At 71.8% G+C, this 17049-nt stretch carries 29 protein-coding genes; 6 read left to right on the forward strand and 23 right to left on the reverse strand.

Annotated features, from left to right (window positions below; all coding sequences use genetic code 11):
• Window positions 1–12: 12 nt before the first annotated feature.
• The 3 genes from ACQP17_RS34505 to ACQP17_RS34515 all read right to left on the reverse strand — a co-directional run bounded on the left by ACQP17_RS34505 (window position 13) and on the right by ACQP17_RS34515 (window position 1869).
• Window positions 13–351: a hypothetical protein gene (locus ACQP17_RS34505; protein WP_433860211.1), complete on the reverse strand. Its 339-nt coding sequence runs from the start codon at window positions 349–351 to the stop codon at window positions 13–15.
• A gap of 148 nt (window positions 352–499) precedes the next feature.
• Window positions 500–1009 (reverse strand): hypothetical protein, encoded by a 510-nt coding sequence (locus tag ACQP17_RS34510; RefSeq protein WP_433860212.1) that lies wholly within the window; start codon window positions 1007–1009, stop codon window positions 500–502.
• Between the two features lie 371 nt (window positions 1010–1380).
• The gene (locus tag ACQP17_RS34515; RefSeq protein ID WP_433860213.1) at window positions 1381–1869 is read right to left on the reverse strand and encodes a hypothetical protein; all 489 of its coding nucleotides are present in this window, start codon (window positions 1867–1869) and stop codon (window positions 1381–1383) included.
• Between the two features lie 138 nt (window positions 1870–2007).
• Between ACQP17_RS34515 and ACQP17_RS34520 the strand changes: the two genes are divergently transcribed.
• Entirely contained in the window at window positions 2008–2502 is a 495-nt protein-coding gene (locus ACQP17_RS34520; RefSeq protein ID WP_433860214.1) for an XF1762 family protein, read from the forward strand.
• 23 nt (window positions 2503–2525) lie between these two features.
• Here ACQP17_RS34520 and ACQP17_RS34525 read toward each other — a convergent pair whose 3' ends face one another.
• Entirely contained in the window at window positions 2526–2864 is a 339-nt protein-coding gene (locus tag ACQP17_RS34525) for a hypothetical protein (protein ID WP_433860215.1), read from the reverse strand.
• Window positions 2865–2951: 87 nt separating this feature from the next.
• Window positions 2952–3251, reverse strand: a complete 300-nt coding sequence (locus ACQP17_RS34530; protein WP_433860216.1) for a hypothetical protein — start codon at window positions 3249–3251, stop codon at window positions 2952–2954.
• A gap of 134 nt (window positions 3252–3385) precedes the next feature.
• Between ACQP17_RS34530 and ACQP17_RS34535 the strand changes: the two genes are divergently transcribed.
• Window positions 3386–3775 (forward strand): hypothetical protein, encoded by a 390-nt coding sequence (locus ACQP17_RS34535; RefSeq protein WP_433860217.1) that lies wholly within the window; start codon window positions 3386–3388, stop codon window positions 3773–3775.
• On the opposite strand, the gene ACQP17_RS34540 is transcribed toward ACQP17_RS34535, so the two are convergent.
• From ACQP17_RS34540 to ACQP17_RS34625, 18 genes are all read right to left on the reverse strand, one after another.
• Complete coding sequence (locus tag ACQP17_RS34540) at window positions 3762–3965, reverse strand: hypothetical protein (protein WP_433860218.1); 204 nt, start codon at window positions 3963–3965, stop codon at window positions 3762–3764. The genes ACQP17_RS34535 and ACQP17_RS34540 overlap by 14 nt on opposite strands.
• Window positions 3966–4062: 97 nt before the next feature.
• Window positions 4063–4410, reverse strand: a complete 348-nt coding sequence (locus ACQP17_RS34545) for a hypothetical protein (RefSeq protein ID WP_433860219.1) — start codon at window positions 4408–4410, stop codon at window positions 4063–4065.
• Window positions 4407–4742: a hypothetical protein gene (locus ACQP17_RS34550; protein ID WP_433860220.1), complete on the reverse strand. Its 336-nt coding sequence runs from the start codon at window positions 4740–4742 to the stop codon at window positions 4407–4409. Before ACQP17_RS34550 ends, ACQP17_RS34545 begins: the two co-directional genes overlap by 4 nt.
• Window positions 4743–4846: 104 nt before the next feature.
• Complete coding sequence (locus ACQP17_RS34555; protein WP_433860221.1) at window positions 4847–5383, reverse strand: hypothetical protein; 537 nt, start codon at window positions 5381–5383, stop codon at window positions 4847–4849.
• Entirely contained in the window at window positions 5380–5682 is a 303-nt protein-coding gene (locus ACQP17_RS34560) for a hypothetical protein (protein ID WP_433860222.1), read from the reverse strand. The genes ACQP17_RS34555 and ACQP17_RS34560 overlap by 4 nt, the downstream gene beginning before the upstream one ends.
• A gap of 56 nt (window positions 5683–5738) precedes the next feature.
• Entirely contained in the window at window positions 5739–6572 is an 834-nt protein-coding gene (locus ACQP17_RS34565) for a hypothetical protein (protein ID WP_433860223.1), read from the reverse strand.
• A 52-nt stretch (window positions 6573–6624) separates the two neighbouring features.
• A complete protein-coding gene (locus ACQP17_RS34570) occupies window positions 6625–7317 on the reverse strand; it encodes a hypothetical protein (RefSeq protein WP_433860224.1) in 693 nt (230 codons plus the stop codon).
• Window positions 7314–7640: a hypothetical protein gene (locus tag ACQP17_RS34575; RefSeq protein WP_433860225.1), complete on the reverse strand. Its 327-nt coding sequence runs from the start codon at window positions 7638–7640 to the stop codon at window positions 7314–7316. Before ACQP17_RS34575 ends, ACQP17_RS34570 begins: the two co-directional genes overlap by 4 nt.
• Window positions 7641–7734: 94 nt before the next feature.
• Window positions 7735–8823 (reverse strand): hypothetical protein, encoded by a 1089-nt coding sequence (locus tag ACQP17_RS34580; protein ID WP_433860226.1) that lies wholly within the window; start codon window positions 8821–8823, stop codon window positions 7735–7737.
• A 91-nt stretch (window positions 8824–8914) separates the two neighbouring features.
• On the reverse strand, window positions 8915–9634 hold the full coding sequence (locus ACQP17_RS34585; RefSeq protein ID WP_433860227.1) for a hypothetical protein: 720 nt from the start codon (window positions 9632–9634) through the stop codon (window positions 8915–8917).
• An 89-nt stretch (window positions 9635–9723) separates the two neighbouring features.
• Window positions 9724–10347 (reverse strand): hypothetical protein, encoded by a 624-nt coding sequence (locus tag ACQP17_RS34590; protein ID WP_433860228.1) that lies wholly within the window; start codon window positions 10345–10347, stop codon window positions 9724–9726.
• A gap of 69 nt (window positions 10348–10416) precedes the next feature.
• A complete protein-coding gene (locus tag ACQP17_RS34595) occupies window positions 10417–10926 on the reverse strand; it encodes a hypothetical protein (protein WP_433860229.1) in 510 nt (169 codons plus the stop codon).
• A gap of 97 nt (window positions 10927–11023) precedes the next feature.
• A complete protein-coding gene (locus ACQP17_RS34600; RefSeq protein WP_433860230.1) occupies window positions 11024–11542 on the reverse strand; it encodes a hypothetical protein in 519 nt (172 codons plus the stop codon).
• Between the two features lie 58 nt (window positions 11543–11600).
• Window positions 11601–11978 carry a hypothetical protein gene (locus ACQP17_RS34605; RefSeq protein ID WP_433860231.1) on the reverse strand — a complete coding sequence of 126 codons (378 nt, stop codon included), beginning with the start codon at window positions 11976–11978 and terminating at the stop codon, window positions 11601–11603.
• Window positions 11979–12056: 78 nt separating this feature from the next.
• Entirely contained in the window at window positions 12057–13028 is a 972-nt protein-coding gene (locus ACQP17_RS34610) for a hypothetical protein (RefSeq protein ID WP_433860232.1), read from the reverse strand.
• Between the two features lie 72 nt (window positions 13029–13100).
• Entirely contained in the window at window positions 13101–13331 is a 231-nt protein-coding gene (locus ACQP17_RS34615; RefSeq protein ID WP_433860233.1) for a hypothetical protein, read from the reverse strand.
• A 63-nt stretch (window positions 13332–13394) separates the two neighbouring features.
• Window positions 13395–13679 carry a hypothetical protein gene (locus tag ACQP17_RS34620; RefSeq protein WP_433860234.1) on the reverse strand — a complete coding sequence of 95 codons (285 nt, stop codon included), beginning with the start codon at window positions 13677–13679 and terminating at the stop codon, window positions 13395–13397.
• 97 nt (window positions 13680–13776) lie between these two features.
• Window positions 13777–14163 (reverse strand): hypothetical protein, encoded by a 387-nt coding sequence (locus ACQP17_RS34625; RefSeq protein WP_433860235.1) that lies wholly within the window; start codon window positions 14161–14163, stop codon window positions 13777–13779.
• Window positions 14164–14439: 276 nt separating this feature from the next.
• Between ACQP17_RS34625 and ACQP17_RS34630 the strand changes: the two genes are divergently transcribed.
• The 4 genes from ACQP17_RS34630 to ACQP17_RS34645 all read left to right on the forward strand — a co-directional run bounded on the left by ACQP17_RS34630 (window position 14440) and on the right by ACQP17_RS34645 (window position 16985).
• Window positions 14440–15201: a hypothetical protein gene (locus ACQP17_RS34630; protein WP_433860236.1), complete on the forward strand. Its 762-nt coding sequence runs from the start codon at window positions 14440–14442 to the stop codon at window positions 15199–15201.
• A gap of 273 nt (window positions 15202–15474) precedes the next feature.
• Window positions 15475–15963, forward strand: a complete 489-nt coding sequence (locus ACQP17_RS34635) for a hypothetical protein (RefSeq protein ID WP_433860237.1) — start codon at window positions 15475–15477, stop codon at window positions 15961–15963.
• 99 nt (window positions 15964–16062) lie between these two features.
• Window positions 16063–16203: a hypothetical protein gene (locus ACQP17_RS34640; RefSeq protein ID WP_433860238.1), complete on the forward strand. Its 141-nt coding sequence runs from the start codon at window positions 16063–16065 to the stop codon at window positions 16201–16203.
• Between the two features lie 176 nt (window positions 16204–16379).
• Window positions 16380–16985 (forward strand): hypothetical protein, encoded by a 606-nt coding sequence (locus tag ACQP17_RS34645; protein ID WP_433860239.1) that lies wholly within the window; start codon window positions 16380–16382, stop codon window positions 16983–16985.
• Window positions 16986–17049 lie beyond the last annotated feature (64 nt).

Below are 17049 nucleotides of genomic sequence, written 5' to 3' on the forward strand. Positions count from 1 at the left end.
CTGTACACCACCTCAAGAGGGCGGGTGCTCCAGGAAGGCTTGGTAGTCGGCCGCGCTGTGCAGGCGGGAGCGGGAGCCGTCCGGGCGCAGCACGTATTCGACACCCCCCGGATACGTGACGGGCATCTCGCCAGGGAGCAGCGGGCGCCGCACCTTCCAGCCGTGGCTGTAGGACTCGCGAGGGTGGTCCTCGAACCAGGAGTTGCACGTCGTGCAGGCGAGCAGCAAGTTGTGCGGCTGGTTGATCCACTCCTCGCGGGAGGAGCCCATGCCCCGGTTGACACGGTGGTGGATGGTCAGGCCGTTGGTGCTGTTGCAGCGGACGCAGCGTCCGGCGTCGCGATCGTGCACGAGCTGGCGGACGACGTCTGGGGGGCCGGTTCGGCGGCGGCGAGGTGCCACGGCAGGCTCTCCGTCCTGCTCCCGCGGCCGGGACGCCGGGGTGACGGCCGCGGGGGAGCGGCGGGAGCGAGGACGGGACCATGCACGTCGGCGGGGCTTAGCGTCCCGGCGCGGGCGCCGCGGTTTCCTGTTCGTCCTCCTGTCGCTCCCGGGCGGTGGCGAGGGCGTCGAGGAGTTCCACGGCGTAGCCGACGGGGACGTAGGCGACGTAGACACGGCCGACGCCCTTCGTGCCGAGGACGACTTCGTATTCGGCACCCGTCGAGTCGTCGTCGTAGGCGTAACTGCCGGGCCCGGCATCCTCCAGAGGTTCGTCGGCGCCGTCGAACCAGCCGATGCCGAACAGCTCGTCGACCCCTTCGGCGATCACGGCGTTGGGGACGTCGTCGAGTTCGATGGTGGCCCGGTGGTCGTTGTCCACACACACCTTGCCGTCGCCGAGGACGTTCGGGGAGTCGATGGTGAGGGTGACGGGGCAGCAGTAGGAGGGGGTCTTGGACGGGGCCAGACCGGGCAGGGCGAGGCCGAGCACGTTGACCGCGCGTTCGTGGGTCTGGTCGAAGGCGTCCTTCCATTCGAGGAGCGCCTTCTCGACTGCGGGCTTCATGGTGTTTCTCCGTTCGTCCGTCCCGGACTGGCCGCGCGGATGCGACCGCCCGGTGTGGAGCGGCTATGGCGGAGAAAGGTGCCGGCTGATCGTGCTTGCGTCCCGGGGTGAGGCCGCTTGCTGGCCGAGGTTCGTGCTGGTCACGACTCTGCCCGCAACCGGCCCACCAGGGGCCGTCACGGGCAGAGTTCGTCTTCTTCTTACGTCTGTGTTGGGTACTTCTTGTTTACATGCGCTCCAGCGCATCAGGCCTCATGCGGTGCAGCGCACGTGCCCAGATGCGCTGGAGCGCATGTGGATTTCGCCTCGTGCGCTGTGGCGCATGAGGAAACCCTCGTGCGCCACAGCGCACGAGGTGGTGAACCAGCAGGTCAGACGCGGTCCGCGCGCTCTCCGGTGAACCGGCCCGCGATGCGGGCGAACAGGGAGCGGCGGCGGGGCTTGCCGACGACGATGGCCGGCGCGACGGGCCGGGGCGTCGGGGCGCCTCTGACACCCTCCTGCCCGACGGTCGCCGTGGTGACGGCACCGGCCGGGAGCGGCCCCGCCTTGATGACGCCCGAGGGGATCTTGTCCGGCGCGGTGGCTGGCTCGCCGCTCCCCTTCCGCGCCTCGTCCGCGACGCCGACGCGGAGTCGCAGTGTGGCGCACCGGACCTCGAACTCGGTGGTGCCGCAGCCGGCATCGAGCACCTTTCGGCCGGTTGTGAGCCAGCGGGCGAAGGTTCCGGCGGAGATCCCGGCGGACGCAGCAGCCTGGGCCCGGCTCAGGTTCGCCTCAACGGCCTGGACAAGGGAGTCGACCAGCTCGGGCGTCAGCTTGGACGGGCGGCCACGGGTGGGCGAAGGGGTGTTTGTCATGCGCGGAACGTAGAGAGCCCGGGGGCCTAGTGTCGCCCCTTCACTGCGGCCCGGTGCCGGGGACGGTAGGGCGCGGCGGGCCGCATGGTGCACGGCCTCCGGGGCGCAGCGGGCGCTTCCGCAGCATGGAGGACCACCGTGCCCCGACCGTACGCCGACGCTGCCCCGGGGAGCCCGAGACTGCACCTCGTACCGGTCCGCCAGAAGGACGCGAAGGACTTCGTAGCCCTTTGGCACCGGCACCACCGGCCGCCGGCTGGGGCCGTGTTCAGCGTGGGCGCAGCCGATGACGACGGCGTGCTGCGCGCGGTCGCGATGGTGGGCCGCCCGGTGGCCCGGATGCTTGACAACGGCCAGACCTTGGAGGTCACCCGGACTGCGACCGACGGCACGGCCAATGCCAACTCACTGCTTTACGGCGCGGCGTGGCGGGCAGCGCGGGCTCTCGGTTACACGCGGCTGATCACGTACACGCAGGCCGGGGAGAGCGGCGCGAGCCTGCGCGGCGCCGGATGGCGCGTCCTCGCGCAGCGCCCGCCGCGGAGGGGCTGGGACTGCCGCAGCCGGCCCCGCACGTCCCGGGGCGTCGATCAGGTCGCGCGAACCCTGTGGGAAGCCCCTACCGGGCCGTGAGATACCCCGCTCGCCCGCATCAGTCACCGCGCGGTTCGGTAGCGGGCGATGAGCGCGGAGAGCTGAGGGTTGAACCCCTCGGCTTCCTGGAGCGCGGCTTCCGGCATCGGATCGTCCGCGACGTAGCCGAGGGCGGGACGCCCGGCGATGTGCCCACACAGGGCGTCGAGGCGGTCTAGGAGAGCGGCGCGCCGCTGCTGCTCCGGGGTGAGCGATCGGAGCCAGCGGAGGTGCCCCTGAGGCGTCCCCGGACGCGGAGGTAGGGCGCGGCGGATCGCGTCTGCCCGCTCGGCCAGGGTGTTCCACACAGGCAGGCGCAGGATCGCGACCAGATCGACCGCTTCCACGGTAGTGGCGCTCATGACCCCACGGTCGCAGGGGGCACTGACAACGCGGCGCACCCCGGACATCAAGTCAGTCGTCCGGGGTGCGCGCGGGGTGCAGGTGGATCAGCCGGTGCCGCCGATCAGGCCGCCGTTCCCTGATCCACCGCCCTCCGCACGGTGGGGCGCTGGTGTCGGCCCCGGGTCGGACGGGGTGGGTGTCGGATCGCCCTCTCCGCTGCCGCTGCTCGGCTCACACTCGGGGTCGAAGATGTTGCAGCTTGCCGACGGGGACGGGCCGGGGCTCGGGCTGCTGCCGTCGCTGCCGCCGAACGCGGCATATGCGGCGAGGACGGCCCCGATGACGAGCAGGGCGACGCCGACCACGAGGCCGACGAGCCGGCCGGAGGGCTTGGGCACGGACATGAGCGGGTGTTCCTTCCAGGCGGTTGCAGGACCGCCGGAGAGTGCACGGCCGGGCTGCCTTGTGGCGCGGCCTCACAGCGGCCCCACGGCTTCGCGGGCGCAGCGGGCCGCTGGTCTGCGCCTACGCTCGAAGGGTGAGCGATGAGACGATCCCCGAGCCAACGGAGGCGCGTCCCTGGCGGCAGCCCGAGGACGGGCCGGAGCCGAAGGTCACGACGTGGCCGCCCGGCGACCGCCCGGCGCTGCGGGTGTGGTCACACGGGAAGTGGCGGTACGCGCCGGTCATGGCTCGCCAGGACTGGGCCGATGGGCGGGTGTTCTACCAGTTGTCCGTCGACCTGACCGGGGGCACCTCGGTGACGGCGCGCATGTACCAGTGGCCGCAGCCTGGGCTGCGGGTGGCGCACGGAAGCAGTTCGGAGCCGGTGTCGGGCGCGGCGGCAGTGGCGCGCGGCGAGATGCCCCGTGCCCGGCCCCACCGACGAACAGAGGGGCCGGAAGGGCCTGCTGCTACAGGTTCGTGAACAGCAGCTCGGCGCAGCGGTAGCCGTTCCACAGGGTGTCGGTGAGCAGGGCGCGGACGCGGCGGCCGTCGATGGGCAGGTCGACGACGGAGCCGACGGGCGCCGAGTGGCGGAAGGTGATGACGCGCTCGGTGCCGAGCAGGGCGCTGGGGTTGCTGATGACGTACGTACGGATGGGGAGCTTGGCCATGGTGGCGAGCCTCCGGTGGGGAACGGTGCCCCTGGTGGGCACCCTCACCCCTTGAGCTGTTCTCCGGGCCGGTCGGACAGGACCGGCCCGGAGGAGGTCACCTCTTGCGGATGCTCGGCGGCCTCGGGGCCGGGGCGGCAGGCGCCTTGGGGCGGGCAGCCGGGGCCTTGGCGCCCGGTTGCTTGCCCGTGGGCGACTTGCCGTTCGTCGTGCCGCCCGGCTTCTTCGTCGTGGCCGAACGGTCGCCGCCCTGGTGGTGCGTGCCAGTGCCCGTCACCGCGCCGGAGCGCGAGACCGGGCAGCGCGGCGGAGAATCATCGTCGCCACCGCTGAGCACCACGGCGAACAGCGCCACGAACGCGATGACGACGGCTCCTATGGCGAGGCAACCGGCCGGGTTCGGGCGGCGGGATCTGTCGGAGCACACGAGGGGGGTGCCTTTCATTGAGAGAGGGAAGCGGGGCGGGGCCTACACGGACGGCTGCGCACCGGGGCCGGCGTGCGGGTCGGCCGCGGGGTGAGCTGCGCGGACACCTCCGTCATCCAGGCCCGGAACGCGTCGGGCACACCACAGCCGGCCCGGCGCGCTAGCGTCCACACCTGGTCGGCCGTCGCGAGTCCGGGCAGGCTGTTCGGGGACTCGGGGAGCACCGGCCCGGCGGGGAACCGCACGGTCAGGGCGGCGGCCACGTCGCGGGTGAACCAGACGGGTTCGCCGCAGCGCACGCGGGTGCGGACCTTGAAGCCGTCGTAGAGGAACACGCGGGTGATCGGCACGGCTGGTGTGTCCTTTCCGGGGCGCGGCAGCACCACGTAGACGGAGTGAGGGGGCGAATCCGCTACGCCCCGCCGCGCGGGGCGGCAGGGCGGGGAACCGCTGTTCAGAGCGCGTTGGGGCCTTCGACGGTGAACACGCCGGTCCTCAGGTCCACGAACAGGTGGGCGCCGTGAACGGGCCGGTCGACACCCGAGCGGGTAGCGAGGAGGTCGGTGAACCGTTCGTCCTGCTCGGCGAACTCGTCGTCTTCGCCCTCCTCCGGGAACTCGAACTCGTCGACGGAGCCGTCCGCGCGGTGGATGTAGTAGCTCTCCTCGGCCCAGCGGACGCTGCCGCCGTTCGAGTCGGTGACGAACTCGGCCTTGACGGCGTCAGGCTCAGAACCCTCCCAAGTCGGGTTCCACTCCCGCAGCAGCGCCAGCAACTCAGCGTCATCCCTGCGGCCCCCCTCCCGGGAGAACAGAGCCGCCACGGCGTACAGCTCCTCGCGGGTCCAGTCCTTGACCAGGGGGAGGACATGCTCCTCGTCGGCGAGGAACACCGGGTCGAGGCGGGCGAACGTGATGACGCCCGGGGCGTAGCGGGCCGGGGTCGGCATGCGAGTCGTACCGACGTCGATGGTGTCGCCAGGCAGGTTCATGCGGGGATTCCTTCGGGAAGTTCGGGCAGTTCGTATCCGGCGAACTCCAGCCTCGCAACGAGGTCGTTGGCGTCCAGTCCGCCGATGTCGTTGGACTCGGTGACGTACTCGGCGACGATGCGGAGGATGGCGGCCGGCTCAGGGTCCGGCCACTCCAGCTCGCGGCGCTTGAAGAACAGGCCGAAGTACGTGGCGTGGTGTTCTTCCTTGGGCCCGTGCGGGGCGAGATCGCACGTCACGTCCATGTCTGCGTCTTCGTCGCGGCCGGGCGCGCCGCACAGGGCGTCGGGCTCTTTCACGGGCTCTCCAGGGGCGCGCCCGGGGCGCAGCGTGGCCGCGCCCCGGGCGGGGCGGGTCAGCAGAAGTTGGCGCGGATGATCTCGGCTATGTCCTCGCCGACGGCGCGCAGCTCGTCCGGGTAGGACGGCGCACCGTCGGCGAGGTCGATGGTGACCCGCTTCCCGTCGGGGTCGTCGTGGAACGCCACCACCAGGTCGTCCCACTCGTCCACGAACACGCGCAGCGTGGGGACGTCGGGGCCCCAGAGCTTCCCGTACGCGCCGATGTACCCGGACTCGGAGCCCCAGCCCTCCCCGAGGACGGTCGCGGCCTCCCGGGCGTACTCGCTGATGGTGTACGCGTACTCGGTGCTGCGCGCGTCCTCGGCGGGCTCGGTGAACGGGGAGGGGATGACGACGCGGAGGGTGTCACCGACCTGCGGCCGATCGAAGTCGCCGATCTCCACCAGGGCCTCGGAGACGAACGAGCGCTCGAAGTCTTCCCCGTACGTCTGACCAGTCGGGGAGTCGGTGAAGTAGGCGGTCGTGTCCCAGGTGGCCCACGCCGGGCCGTCGTCGTACTCGGTGGTGACGCGGAAGCTGATCGCCGCCGGACGGCGCACCTTCGGCCGGTCGTCGAACCACTCCGTCAACGCGGAGCGGAGGTCTTCCAGGAGGGTGCCGTACTCGTACCGGGGCGGGGTGGCGTCCTCGGTCCACAGGCGCGCCTTGTGGCAATCGCCGCACGCCTTGAGGTCCAGGGTGTTGAGTTCCTTGCAGACGCAGCGCCACAGCAGGCCCGTGAAGGGTCCAAGGTCGGTGAGTGCGTGCTGCTGGGAGAGGAACGCGGCGCTCATCAGGCGGCCGAAGACCTTGGCGGCGAAGTTGCGCGGCATCGTTGCGGTGTTCACGGGGGTGTCCCTTCAAGGGGCCGACCGGCGCGCGGCCGGGCGGGGAGGAGGTTCAGGCGGGGAGGGCGACGAGCGCGGCGTCCAGCTCGGCGAGCAGCGGCCGGACGAACGTGTGGGCGAGCGGCATGTCCGCGTCGCGCCACGTGGGCCTGGACCGGATGGCCTGCCAGTGCTCTTCGGTCATCACGATGGCCGGGGCGTCCTCGCAGTCCGGCACGGTGCCGGGGGTGTGGGCGCCGGTGATGTCGACGTGGGCGCCATCGGGCCGGGTCACGACGACGTGGCCGATCCGGCACGGGCACTCGTCCTCGTCGACCCCGGTGCACATCGAGTCGTTGCCGAAACAGTCCGAGGTGAGTAGCGCGGTGGTAGGCCACCCGGTGACCTCGTGGAGCGCGAGAGCCAGGGCGTGGCACTGGCCGGTGGTGAACGCCTCCCGGGCGGCGTCATCCAGCCGGCCGGGGGTCACCTCGAAGGTCCGGTGCCACTGGCCGAGCACAGTGACCGGCTGGTCGGTGGGGAGGCCGAACGCCTCGGTGAGCGCGCTCATCACGGCGTCGAGCTGTTCGTCCGCCTCCAGGGCGTAGGTGAAGCGGTCTTCGTCGTAGGCGGGCAACTCGTTCTCCGGGATCTCTCCGTCGTCGTCGAAGTACGTGTTGAGGGCGACGCGGTGGGTGGCGTCCATCGCGCGGTAGTCGGCGATGGCGGCGTGGACGACGGCGACGGGGGTCAGGTTCGTGGTCATGACGTGGCGGTGCTCTGGGCGCGGGGCGTTGCGTCCGAGGCGTTCGCTGGCCCCGGGTCCGGGGCACGCGACTCGGCGAGACGGGCGGCCACGGCGCGAGCGACGGTCCCCAGGTACTGGGCGTGGCTTCCGGTGCGCTCGGCGAAACGCTCGTTGGCCAGGGCCATGAAGCGGTTGTTCGGGGCGCCGCTGGCGCTCAGGAGCGTGGAGAGCTGTTCGGGAGTCGCTCCGAGGAGATCCGTCGCCATCTCTGTGATGACGGGGTGGTCGGCGAGGGCCGTGACGGACTGGTCGAACGCGGGGGAAAGGACGGTGACGGGCACCCGGGGGGCTCCGATCAGGAGAGGCGCTGACGTGTGAGGCCCGGGAGAGTGCCGGGCGGGAGCGGCTTACGTCGCGCGCTCCCGCCCGGGGGCGTCAGGCGGCGCCGCGCGCGATGGCCTGGAGGTCGGCGAAGGTGAGTTCCGGCGCGGGGTTGGCGACGGCGACCGTGGCGTACTCGAAGGCGGCGCGCTCCTGAGCCGGCGTGGGGTCGTATGTGGAGCGCAGCTCCTCGATGGCGGGTGCCTCGTTCGCCAGGAACTCGAACCATGCGGAGTGCGGCCCCTCTGCCTCCCACCGCTCCTTCGCGAGGGACAGGGCGTGCCCGGCGCTCACGGCCTGTGGGAAGCCGTAGCGGGCCAGGCCCCGCGCGGCGAGCCGCTGTTCGACGACTTCCCAGTCGTGCCCGGCGCGGAGCTGCACCGTGCGCACGATGGAGTGCACCGGCAGGTCAGCCCACCGCTCGCCCGTCAGCGGCGAGTTGGAGTGGAAGAGCACCTGCCATGACCCGGGCGTCTTGTCGAGCGTGAGCGGGGCCCGCTCGTACACGAACGCCATCTCGTCGCGGGCCGCGTCGACCCGGGCCGCGTCCCACCGCTCGTTCAGCTCACCGCTGGCCGCGAGCCCGTCAAGGTACCGCCACGCCTTGAGCAGCGCTTCGGGCATCTCGGGGTTCGTCTCGCCGTCGTCGTCGCCGTACAGCGCCCCGGGCTCCGCGCCGATCTGCCTCCAGACCTCTACGGCGGTGAACCCCTCGTTGCCCTCCCAAGCGGTCGTGAACGCGTTCTCCTGGATGCTGTTGACGATGCGGTTCGCGGCCGGGTGGACCTCGGCGAACATCTCGGCGGCCGTGGCGTAGCGCTCCTGGCGGGCGCTCTCCGCCTGCGCCGCCTCGAACGCGGCCAGTTCGGCGGCGCGCTGCTGTGCCTCCGGGTGGGCGGCGACCTTGGCCTCGGCCTTGGCGCGGCACCGGTCGTGCAGGTTGGACAGGGGCCACCGCTCGGCGTCGCGCAGGGCGCGGAAGAACGTGTCGTTCTCCTGGTGGTTACGGGGCCGGATGCGGCGGTTGCACAGGGCGCGGCCGTCCTCGCCGAACGCGTGCCACAGCTCGAAGCTGGAGTTGGTGAAGGACCAGACCTTGGAGTCGTCCAGGTACGAGGTCCAGGAGGGAGGATTGGCGGACACAGTTGTCCCCTTTCTGGTTGGTTCGGAGCGTTTGTTGTCCGGCCGCTCACACCGTCCAACAAGGAAAACTGTACACCACACCAAGGCGCGATCAACAGGGAACGGCCACACCGACTTCCCGCAGATGCTCAGCCGCCGCGCCCAACGCCGCAAGCCGAGACAGGTACGCACCGCTCCACCCACACGTGCACCGGGCCACCGACGAACCGTCGTACATCTGCCCGCCCTTGCGCTCACGGCCACCGCCCAAGTAGCCCCGGTCCAACGGCCGGAACCAGCCCGAGGGCTCCGACGTGCGGGTGATGTGCCGCGCGGCCGGGGCACACAGCAGCCGCAGCGCGGCATCCACCACGGCGGCCACGTCCCAGTCGTCCCACTGCGACCCCTCCAGCCGGGCCGACAACTCCACCCCCGCGTCGGAGGTGGCCGTGAGCCGGCCGTCGGGCCACACCCGCACGGACGCGCCAGGCACGCTCCACCCCACCGACCCGTCCGACTGCCGGGGCACCCCCATGGCGTGCGTACGCGTCATCTCGGCCACCAGCCGCACCGACGCCGGAGCAATGTCCGGGTTCCGGTAGTCGGCGGCGGCCGGGGCGTGCTTGGCGAGCGCGGCCAGCCACGCCCCGGCATACGAGTACGCGGCCGGGCGCAGCGTCACCAGGGCGGCGCGCGCCCCGTCGCCCGCCCGGACGGCGGCCCGTACGAACTCTCGCCCGGGGGTGCTCGCGTACTTCCTCATCCGCACCGGGCCGTGCGGCGTGGCGTGCTCGGTCGTCTCACGGTCGGTGAGCAGCAGCAGGGCAGGCATGAACGTCTCCTTCAAGGTGGTCGCCGGGGCCCCGGCCGTAACCGCTGGCGGGGGTCTCTCGTTTACCCCGGCCGAAGGCCGGGGGCGGATCAGCGGACGTGAACGCGGGCCCGGTCGAGGAACGCGGCGCGCTCCTCCGGGCCGATCTCACGGAAGTGGGCGCAGAAGGTCACCGGCCCGTCGCCGACCTCCGGGTACCGGTGCACGACCAGCGTCCCGCCCGGGAAGTGCTCGGACGGCTCGGTGATCTGGAAAACGATCCGGCTCCTGCCCATGCGGCGCACCCACGCGTAGGTGATGCCGTCGTGGTCGGGCACGGCGAACCGGGCCGGACCGATGCTCAGCCGGTAGCGGGTGCATGCCGTCGGCGCCCCGGGGTGGTCGTGCTCGCCCTTCCAGTGCCCGCACCGGGCGCAGCACGGGGTGAGCGGCGGACGCTCGCACGGCTCGGCGAGGAACATCGGGCCCAGGACCCCGGGCACCATGCCCGCGCTCTGCCCGAACGTGAAGCGCACGGTGCCGTCCGGCTCCAGGGCGGCGGCGCCCCGGGAGTGGAGCGCGGACGCGAGCAGCGAGCGGAGCAGCGCGCCGGATACCGGTACCGCGGCGCCCTCGCGGTCAGCGTTGCTCAGCGCGTACGCCGTGCCGGTCGCGTCGAGGGGACGGCCGATCGCATGCGGCGCATCGACCTGGGGGACGGTGGCGGTGGTCATGTCCGGTTCCTTCCTGGCGGGTGCGCCCCGGGCCGGCTGCCGGGCACCGGGGCGCAGCGGGGGAGTTGGTCAGGGCTCTTCGCGGCGCAGCGTGACGCGGTGCGCTTCCTCGCGCCCCCGGTCGTACTGCTCGCTCAGTCCGTCGGGGAACGACGTGGTGACGCTCTGCCGGTACTCGGCGGCGCCGAGGGCGTACGCGGCCTGTCCGGCGGTGTGCGGCGCGTCGTCAGCACCCCAGACCGCCCACGGCCACATGCCGCCGAGGAGGTACCGGCCATGCGCGTCCGGCACCACGATGACGATGCGGCCCAACGCGTCGAAGTCGTCGGTCCACTGGAGCGTCAGGGTGCCGTCGGCGGAGAACGCGTAGCTCATGCACAGGTCGTCGCGGGCGACGTCGGCGGCGACCTGGCCGACGGTCTCCCTGGTGAACAGGTGCGGGGTGTCATCGAGCCACAGGGACGTGATGGGCAGTCCGACGTACGGGCCGAGTCCGGTCTCCGCGATGGTGAAGAGCTGGATACTCAGGCGCGTTCCGTCCTCGTACGTGGCGTGCGGCATGGGCGGGATGCTGGTCATGGAGTGTCGGTTCCTTCCGGACGGCGGGGAGGGTGCCAGGTGGCGGGGGCTTGCGGCCCGGGGCGCGGGAGGGTGCGCCCCGGGCCGGCTGCCGGGCTCAGCGGCGGCTCATGGCGCCACGGGAGCGGCGGGGAACGCGGGCGGCCGGGCGGGACGCCGGGCCAGCCGGGTCGGCACGCGCGTGCTCCGGCTCCGGCTCTTCCTGCGCTTCGGGCAGCACGGGCGGGGCGTAGCGGGTGAGGATGCGGCCGATGGCGGCGGCGGCATTCGCGTCGTCGCTGAACAGGTCCCGTTCCCAGTATTCGAACGGCAGGCCCCGGCGCTTCTCGATCTCGCCGAGGTACCCGAGGTCTCCCCATTCGGCGCCGAGGGGGAAGGCGGACAGGCACGTCCAGCCGTAGCCGTTCAGCGTCTCCGGGTCTATCTCCGTGACGACGATGTGCCCCCACGGGGAGTGGAAGACGATGCACGGCGACTTGTCGGGCGCGGGGCGCGGCGTACGGGGCTCCAGGGCCCGCAGCACGCGCGCCCCCGGGTAGAAGGCGTGGCCGCGCAACTTGCGCTGCGCCTCGAACATCGGCATGTCGGACAGGGGGTGGAAGCGGGGGATGCGCACGGGCGTTCCGTTCTGTGGGGCGGGGCCCGGGGCGTTCGTGCCCCGGGCCGGCTGCGGGTCAGCGGCGGGGCGGGACCGGGGTGTAGTGGTGGGTGGCGGCCAGCCATTCAGCGGGCGTGCGGGTGTCCCGGTCGTAGGTGCCGACGTTCTTGAATCCGTCGTCCGTGATGCGGTACTCCTCCACGCCCCACGGGCGGTCGATGGCGACGATCAGGGAGCCGTCGTCGTCGCGGGCGAACGCGGGCTCGACGTTCACCGTCTCGGTGGCCACGGCGATCTGCCGGGCCAGTTCAGCCTTCGCGGCCTTGAGGGTCTTGCCGCGCCCGAACATGAAGCGGCTCAAGGTGACGCGCCACAGCTCACTGCCGACTCGGGAGGGGCGTTGCACGGCGATGTTGGGCAGGGGGATGGAGACGGTCTCAACGGACACGGACATGGGAGTGCCTTTCAGGGTGTGAGGGAAGCGAAGGGTGCGGGGCGCGGCGCGGGTGCCGCGCCCCGGGGCTGTACCGGGTCAGGAGGCGGCGGGGGTGAGCGCGGGGCGCTCCAGGTGGATGTGCGTCGGCCAGAGGCGACGGGCGCCGTACGTGGCCTTGGCGTACGCGTGCGCGTCCTCGATCAGGTCCTCGGTGATGCGCCGGTTGAGCGTGGGCGCCATGCCCTTGTGCGTGCCGTCGAGGATGCGGACGACGATCTTCGACCGGCCGCCGTTGTTGATGAAGTGCAGCCGCGTCACCGTTCCTTCGACGTATGCGCGGTCGACCTGCCACCACACCCAGCCCTTGGCGTCGTCAGGGGCAGGGATCGGCCGCCGGCCCGGGGACTTCACGGGCTCCGGCGCGGGCTCCGGCTCCGGGGCGGGCGCGGCCTCGAATGCTGGGTCGGGCTCGATTGCGCTCAGGTCGAACCAGGACTCGAAGTCGTCCAGATCCAGCCCGACGGGGGCCGGGGGCAGGGCGGACGGGCCGGGGGCGACGCGCAGCGTCAGGGCGTCGCCGGTCTCCGGGCGGCGCAGATCGGCCAGATCGTTCAGGAAGTAGCTGAGTCGGATGCACGGGTAGCTGAGGTTGTCCCGCTCCGTACCGTCGGCGTACCGGGTCACGGTGCTCGTGGTGTTGCCCCACTCGATGCGGGAGCCGAAGGGATGTGCGGTGAACCGCACTTCGGTCACGCGGCCGGGCCGGTCGGCGTAGAGGTTGCGCATCTCGGTCACGGCGGCGTCCAGGAGGAAAGCGGCGGGGTCGGACAGGTCGAACCGGGGGAGTCCGGCGGCGTCCGCGTCCCGCTCGAAGTCGCCGAGGATGCACAGCACCTTGAGGTTCGAGCGGTCCCACTGGCCACCGGGGTAGCAGTGGTGGCCGGTCTCCCCTGCCTCGAACGCCAGGTCCAGGAGCGCGGGGCGCTCGGCTTCCGGGGTGTCCGGGTGCAGCGCACGGGCACGGGCATACGTCGACAGGGCGAACAGGTGGGTGCGGGGGTTCAACACGGCGGTCTCTCCGGAGTGTGAAGCGGAAGGGAGCGGGGCCCGGGACGCCGTGGCGCGCCCCGGGCAGGGCGGTCAGCGGCGGTGCGGCTTCGCGTCCGGGTCGGTGCCGTCACACGAGCCGTACACGCCCGGGTCGCCGCGCCACTCGATTCCGATGAAGCATCCAGGCCGGCCCACGGTCGCTCCGGCGTTCGCGCCGTTGTACGTGCCGGTGAGCGACGCGAGGAGCAGCAGCAGGACAGCGGCCACGACGCCAGCCAGGGCGGCGCGCATCTGGCGCCGGGTGATGTGCGGACGGATCATCAGTCGTCTCCGTTCGAGGGAGGGTGGGGCGCGGCGGGAGGGCCGCGCCCCGGTGGGCGGGCGTCAGCGGGCGTGCTCGGCACACGCGTAGATCGGGATGTACCGGTCGGCGTGCGCGGCCTTGACGAAGCGGTCCAGGGCTCCGGGCTCACCGCACGGCGGGTAGCCGAACTGAGTGGTGGTCCCCATCGGTTCGCCCGTGATGCCGTTGGAGTAGGGCACGGCGCGCCACGTCGCGCCGCACGGCCGGTGCGTGTAGTGCGGGACGTTGTTCGGGTCGGTCGTCACGTCGATGACGTCGGCGGGGGCGGCGGCGGGGTCGCGGGGAACGGTGACCATGTCGGGCACGGCGGATCGTCCTGTCTGGTAGCAGGGGGAGGGGGCCGGGCGGCGAGAGGGGGGAGTTGTGTCGGCCGCCCGGCCGGATCGCGGGGCGCGGTGCGCTCTACGCGGCGGTGACGTACTGGGCGGCGACGAACGGCGCGGTGCGGTTGTACTTGCTCGCCCCGGCGATCAGCGCGGGGTCCGTCACGCGGTAGACGTTCACCTTGATCCAGCGGCCCTTGGGGTGGCCCTTGCACGGCGCGGTGCGCTTGCGGGTCTGGCGCGGCTGGTGGCCGTGGTTCGCGGTCCGGTACTCGCTCACGATGTACCGCCCGGCCCATGACCCGTACTTCTGGATGTCCTCGGCGTCCATGCCGATGCGGGTCAGGAAGTCGCTCACCTTCACACGCTGCGTGGAGTCGCGGTGCGCCCGGTTCTCAGTGCGGCGGGTACGGAGCCGGGCGGCGGCGGCCCGGCGGCGGGTACGGCGTTCAGCGGCAGCAGACACAGAGGTCCCCTTGGTTCCGGAGCGTGGGGCGCGCCGGTTGCTCGTTCCGGCGCCGCCCTCTCGGTCGGTGTGAGCACCACACTACACGACCACGAACCAAACTGACAACCAACACAAGACGATAGGGCGGGGCGCTCCTATAAGGGTCAGTGCACGGCGGGATTCAGGTGGAGTGTTGACACTCGCTCATTGGCGTGGTGTACAGTTCATCTCGTTGGACGGCACGAGCGAGCCGCACAACATCAACGCTCCGAACCCATCCAGAAGGGGACAACTGTGTCCGTCAGCCTGGCAAAGTCCTCCGACGCCCCCGGCACCGAAAACATCGAGTCCCTGTACATCACCATCACCCAGCTCCCCGACGGCCGTATCAACGCCGTCACCGTCGCGGACCTGGAACCGTGGGACGACACCACACTCCTCAGTGACTCCCGCAACACCGTGTGGACCACGCCCATCCCCGAGTACGAGGGCGACCCCGCCAGCGCGATCAAGGTTCTCGACCTGGCCCACTCCCGTACCTACCGGCACGAGAACGGCGGCGAGTGGAGCGAGGGGGAACGCGTCGCCCACGCCTTCTACGCCCAGCACAACGCGGAGCGCGCCACCCTGCGAAGCATCGAAGCCCACATCATCCGGGCCGGCCACCTGGACGTGACCACCGGCGTGGTCCAATGCCAGGGCTACGGGCTGACCATCGTCACCGGCAACTGCTACGGCGGGCAGCACGACGTGTTCCAGCGCGCCGACGGAACATGGCAGATCGCCATGCAGGACTGCACGTCCTACGACGGCTGGTACGTCTTCCCCGGCACGCTCGCCCCTGCCACCGCCTCACCGCGCGCCGTCGCCGCCGCGATCCTCGCCCACGTCTACGACGGCTGCGAGATGCGCGGTGAACTGCGCCCCCTCGCCCGCCTCCGCGTCGCCTTCGTCCAGTGGCGCAGCACTCCGCACTGGAAGAACTTCAAGTACCGCGCCCGGCACCGCTTCGACCGCTACCGCCGCCGAGTCACCGCCCGCGTCCCTCGCGGCTGACGCCCCGGTCCGGGCGCGCCGCCCCCGACGCGTCCGGACCGGCCCCGGTGCACCGCGCCCCGCACTGCGCCCGTCCTCGCCCCGCCGGACGCAGTGCGGCGCCCGGTACACCGGGCCGGCATACGGCCCCAGACCCCCCGCGCGCACGCGTAGGACGGTCTCACCGGTTCCACGAACACCCCTTTGTGCTGGTCAGAGCAGTGCACCCCGTCTCACGGGTGACCGACGCTCCGGCGCGCTTCTCTCCCCTTCGTCCTTCTCCGGGAGTTCTCTGTGTCTGCTGTCCGTAATGACGTCCGTACCGCCCAGTTCCGGCCCCTCACCGACCCGTCCGAGGTGACGTTCGCCGCGTACTCGAAGACGGTGTTCGCCCCCGCGTGGAACCTCGTTCCCGACGTGCCCCACACGACGGTGGTGTCCGGCGCGTTCCTCCGTGCCCTTCTGATCGACGCTATCCGTTGCTCGGGTGCCGTGGCGGTCGATGACCTGTCCCGCACGGTGGCGTTCACGTATGCCGCCGGGATGCGCGACCACGCCACGTTCGAGTGCCGCCCCATGCCCACGCCCCGTACGCCGATCTGCGGTGAGTGCGGCCAGTGGGAGAGCGAGCACAGGAATCCCAACGCGACGTGCTGCGACAAGTTCGACGTGGAACCGCGCCCCGACTCCGCGTCGAACCCCCTGTGCGCCAAGTGCGATCAGCCGTTCTTGCACCACGGACGCCGATTCGCCGTCGCGTGCCGCGCCTTCTACCGGAAGTGAGCTGGCCGCCGACTCCGCATCGTTCCGCGGCGCCGTGTCGCGGAGCGGTGCGGGGGCCGACGGTGCCCCCATCCCACCTACGACCGTTGGAGGTCACCCATGTCCAGCACCACCCCTGACGACCGCGAGCGCCCCGTCACGCGGCGGGAGTTCCGCACCCTGGCATTCCTGACGGCGGGCGCGTTCTTCGCCACCGCTCTCGCGCTGTTCTGCCTCCTGGCCCTGGAGATCAGGGGCTGACCCGGCGGCCGGCCGGGGCGCGCTCTCCCGCCGCCCCGGCCCGCTTCCCCGCTCCCGCCGCTTCCCGCCCTCGGCCGTGCCCCCCGTCGTCACGGCTGTGCGCAGGGCGCGCCGTAAGGGCGTCCCCCGGGCCACCATGCGCCCGCCATCCCACCTTCCTTGCTTGGAGTATCGCCGTGCCTGTTCTCCCCCCGACCGTGCTTCCCCTCGTTCCCTCCGCGTTTGCGACCGGTGACCGCATCACGCATCAGGCGTGCACCCTGGAGCGGCTTTCCTCTGGCAACTGGGCGTGCGTGAAGTGCGGCCCCCCGTCCGCGCCGAAGGCCGACGCCCGCATCCGTGAGCTGTTCGTGGCCCCCGAGTGCCTGGACACCCTTGGCGTTCCGATGTTCTCCCCGGCGAACGTCCCGGCCGACATGCCGCTCCCCGGGCGCCCGGTGGCCGAGGGGGAGAGCCCGTTCGAGGAGGGCAGCCCGTACCTGTTCTGCTCGACCGGCAACGAGCGCCCCACCTACCTCGCGGGTGTACCGGCATCCGAGCTCGGCCCGTGGGGGCCCGCTCAGTTCGCCCTTATCGCAAAGGGCAGCCGGGTGCGGGGCGATGAGTTCGAGGTGTCCATCACTGAGACGGGGACGGTGTACCTCCGCATCCCCGGCGGCGCGGTGACGCTCGCATACGTCCCGGCGGAACTCCCGACCGAGTCCGAGACGGTCGCAATTCTCTCGTACTCCGTGCTGCTCCACGCCTTCCCGCCGGTCGTCACGGTCATCGATCTGTCGTGACGCCGCCCGGCGGGGGCGTTCGCTCCCAGTGTGCCCCCGCCGGCCCGCATCCCCCTTCCCCGTT

This window comes from Streptomyces kronopolitis (genome assembly GCF_050953795.1).
In the GTDB taxonomy this organism is placed as follows: domain Bacteria; phylum Actinomycetota; class Actinomycetes; order Streptomycetales; family Streptomycetaceae; genus Streptomyces; species Streptomyces kronopolitis_A.

What these genes read in the sequence shown, in the direction of transcription:
- ACQP17_RS34510 (WP_433860212.1), bottom strand. Translation starts at nt 1,009, where the DNA reads ATGAAGCCCGCAGTCGAGAAGGCGCTCCTCGAATGGAAGGACGCCTTC.
- ACQP17_RS34515 (WP_433860213.1), bottom strand. Translation starts at nt 1,869, where the DNA reads ATGACAAACACCCCTTCGCCCACCCGTGGCCGCCCGTCCAAGCTGACG.
- ACQP17_RS34525 (WP_433860215.1), bottom strand. Translation starts at nt 2,864, where the DNA reads ATGAGCGCCACTACCGTGGAAGCGGTCGATCTGGTCGCGATCCTGCGC.
- ACQP17_RS34530 (WP_433860216.1), bottom strand. Translation starts at nt 3,251, where the DNA reads ATGTCCGTGCCCAAGCCCTCCGGCCGGCTCGTCGGCCTCGTGGTCGGC.
- ACQP17_RS34540 (WP_433860218.1), bottom strand. Translation starts at nt 3,965, where the DNA reads ATGGCCAAGCTCCCCATCCGTACGTACGTCATCAGCAACCCCAGCGCC.
- ACQP17_RS34545 (WP_433860219.1), bottom strand. Translation starts at nt 4,410, where the DNA reads ATGAAAGGCACCCCCCTCGTGTGCTCCGACAGATCCCGCCGCCCGAAC.
- ACQP17_RS34555 (WP_433860221.1), bottom strand. Translation starts at nt 5,383, where the DNA reads ATGAACCTGCCTGGCGACACCATCGACGTCGGTACGACTCGCATGCCG.
- ACQP17_RS34570 (WP_433860224.1), bottom strand. Translation starts at nt 7,317, where the DNA reads ATGACCACGAACCTGACCCCCGTCGCCGTCGTCCACGCCGCCATCGCC.
- ACQP17_RS34585 (WP_433860227.1), bottom strand. Translation starts at nt 9,634, where the DNA reads ATGCCTGCCCTGCTGCTGCTCACCGACCGTGAGACGACCGAGCACGCC.
- ACQP17_RS34590 (WP_433860228.1), bottom strand. Translation starts at nt 10,347, where the DNA reads ATGACCACCGCCACCGTCCCCCAGGTCGATGCGCCGCATGCGATCGGC.
- ACQP17_RS34595 (WP_433860229.1), bottom strand. Translation starts at nt 10,926, where the DNA reads ATGACCAGCATCCCGCCCATGCCGCACGCCACGTACGAGGACGGAACG.
- ACQP17_RS34605 (WP_433860231.1), bottom strand. Translation starts at nt 11,978, where the DNA reads ATGTCCGTGTCCGTTGAGACCGTCTCCATCCCCCTGCCCAACATCGCC.
- ACQP17_RS34615 (WP_433860233.1), bottom strand. Translation starts at nt 13,331, where the DNA reads ATGATCCGTCCGCACATCACCCGGCGCCAGATGCGCGCCGCCCTGGCT.
- ACQP17_RS34640 (WP_433860238.1), top strand. Translation starts at nt 16,063, where the DNA reads ATGTCCAGCACCACCCCTGACGACCGCGAGCGCCCCGTCACGCGGCGG.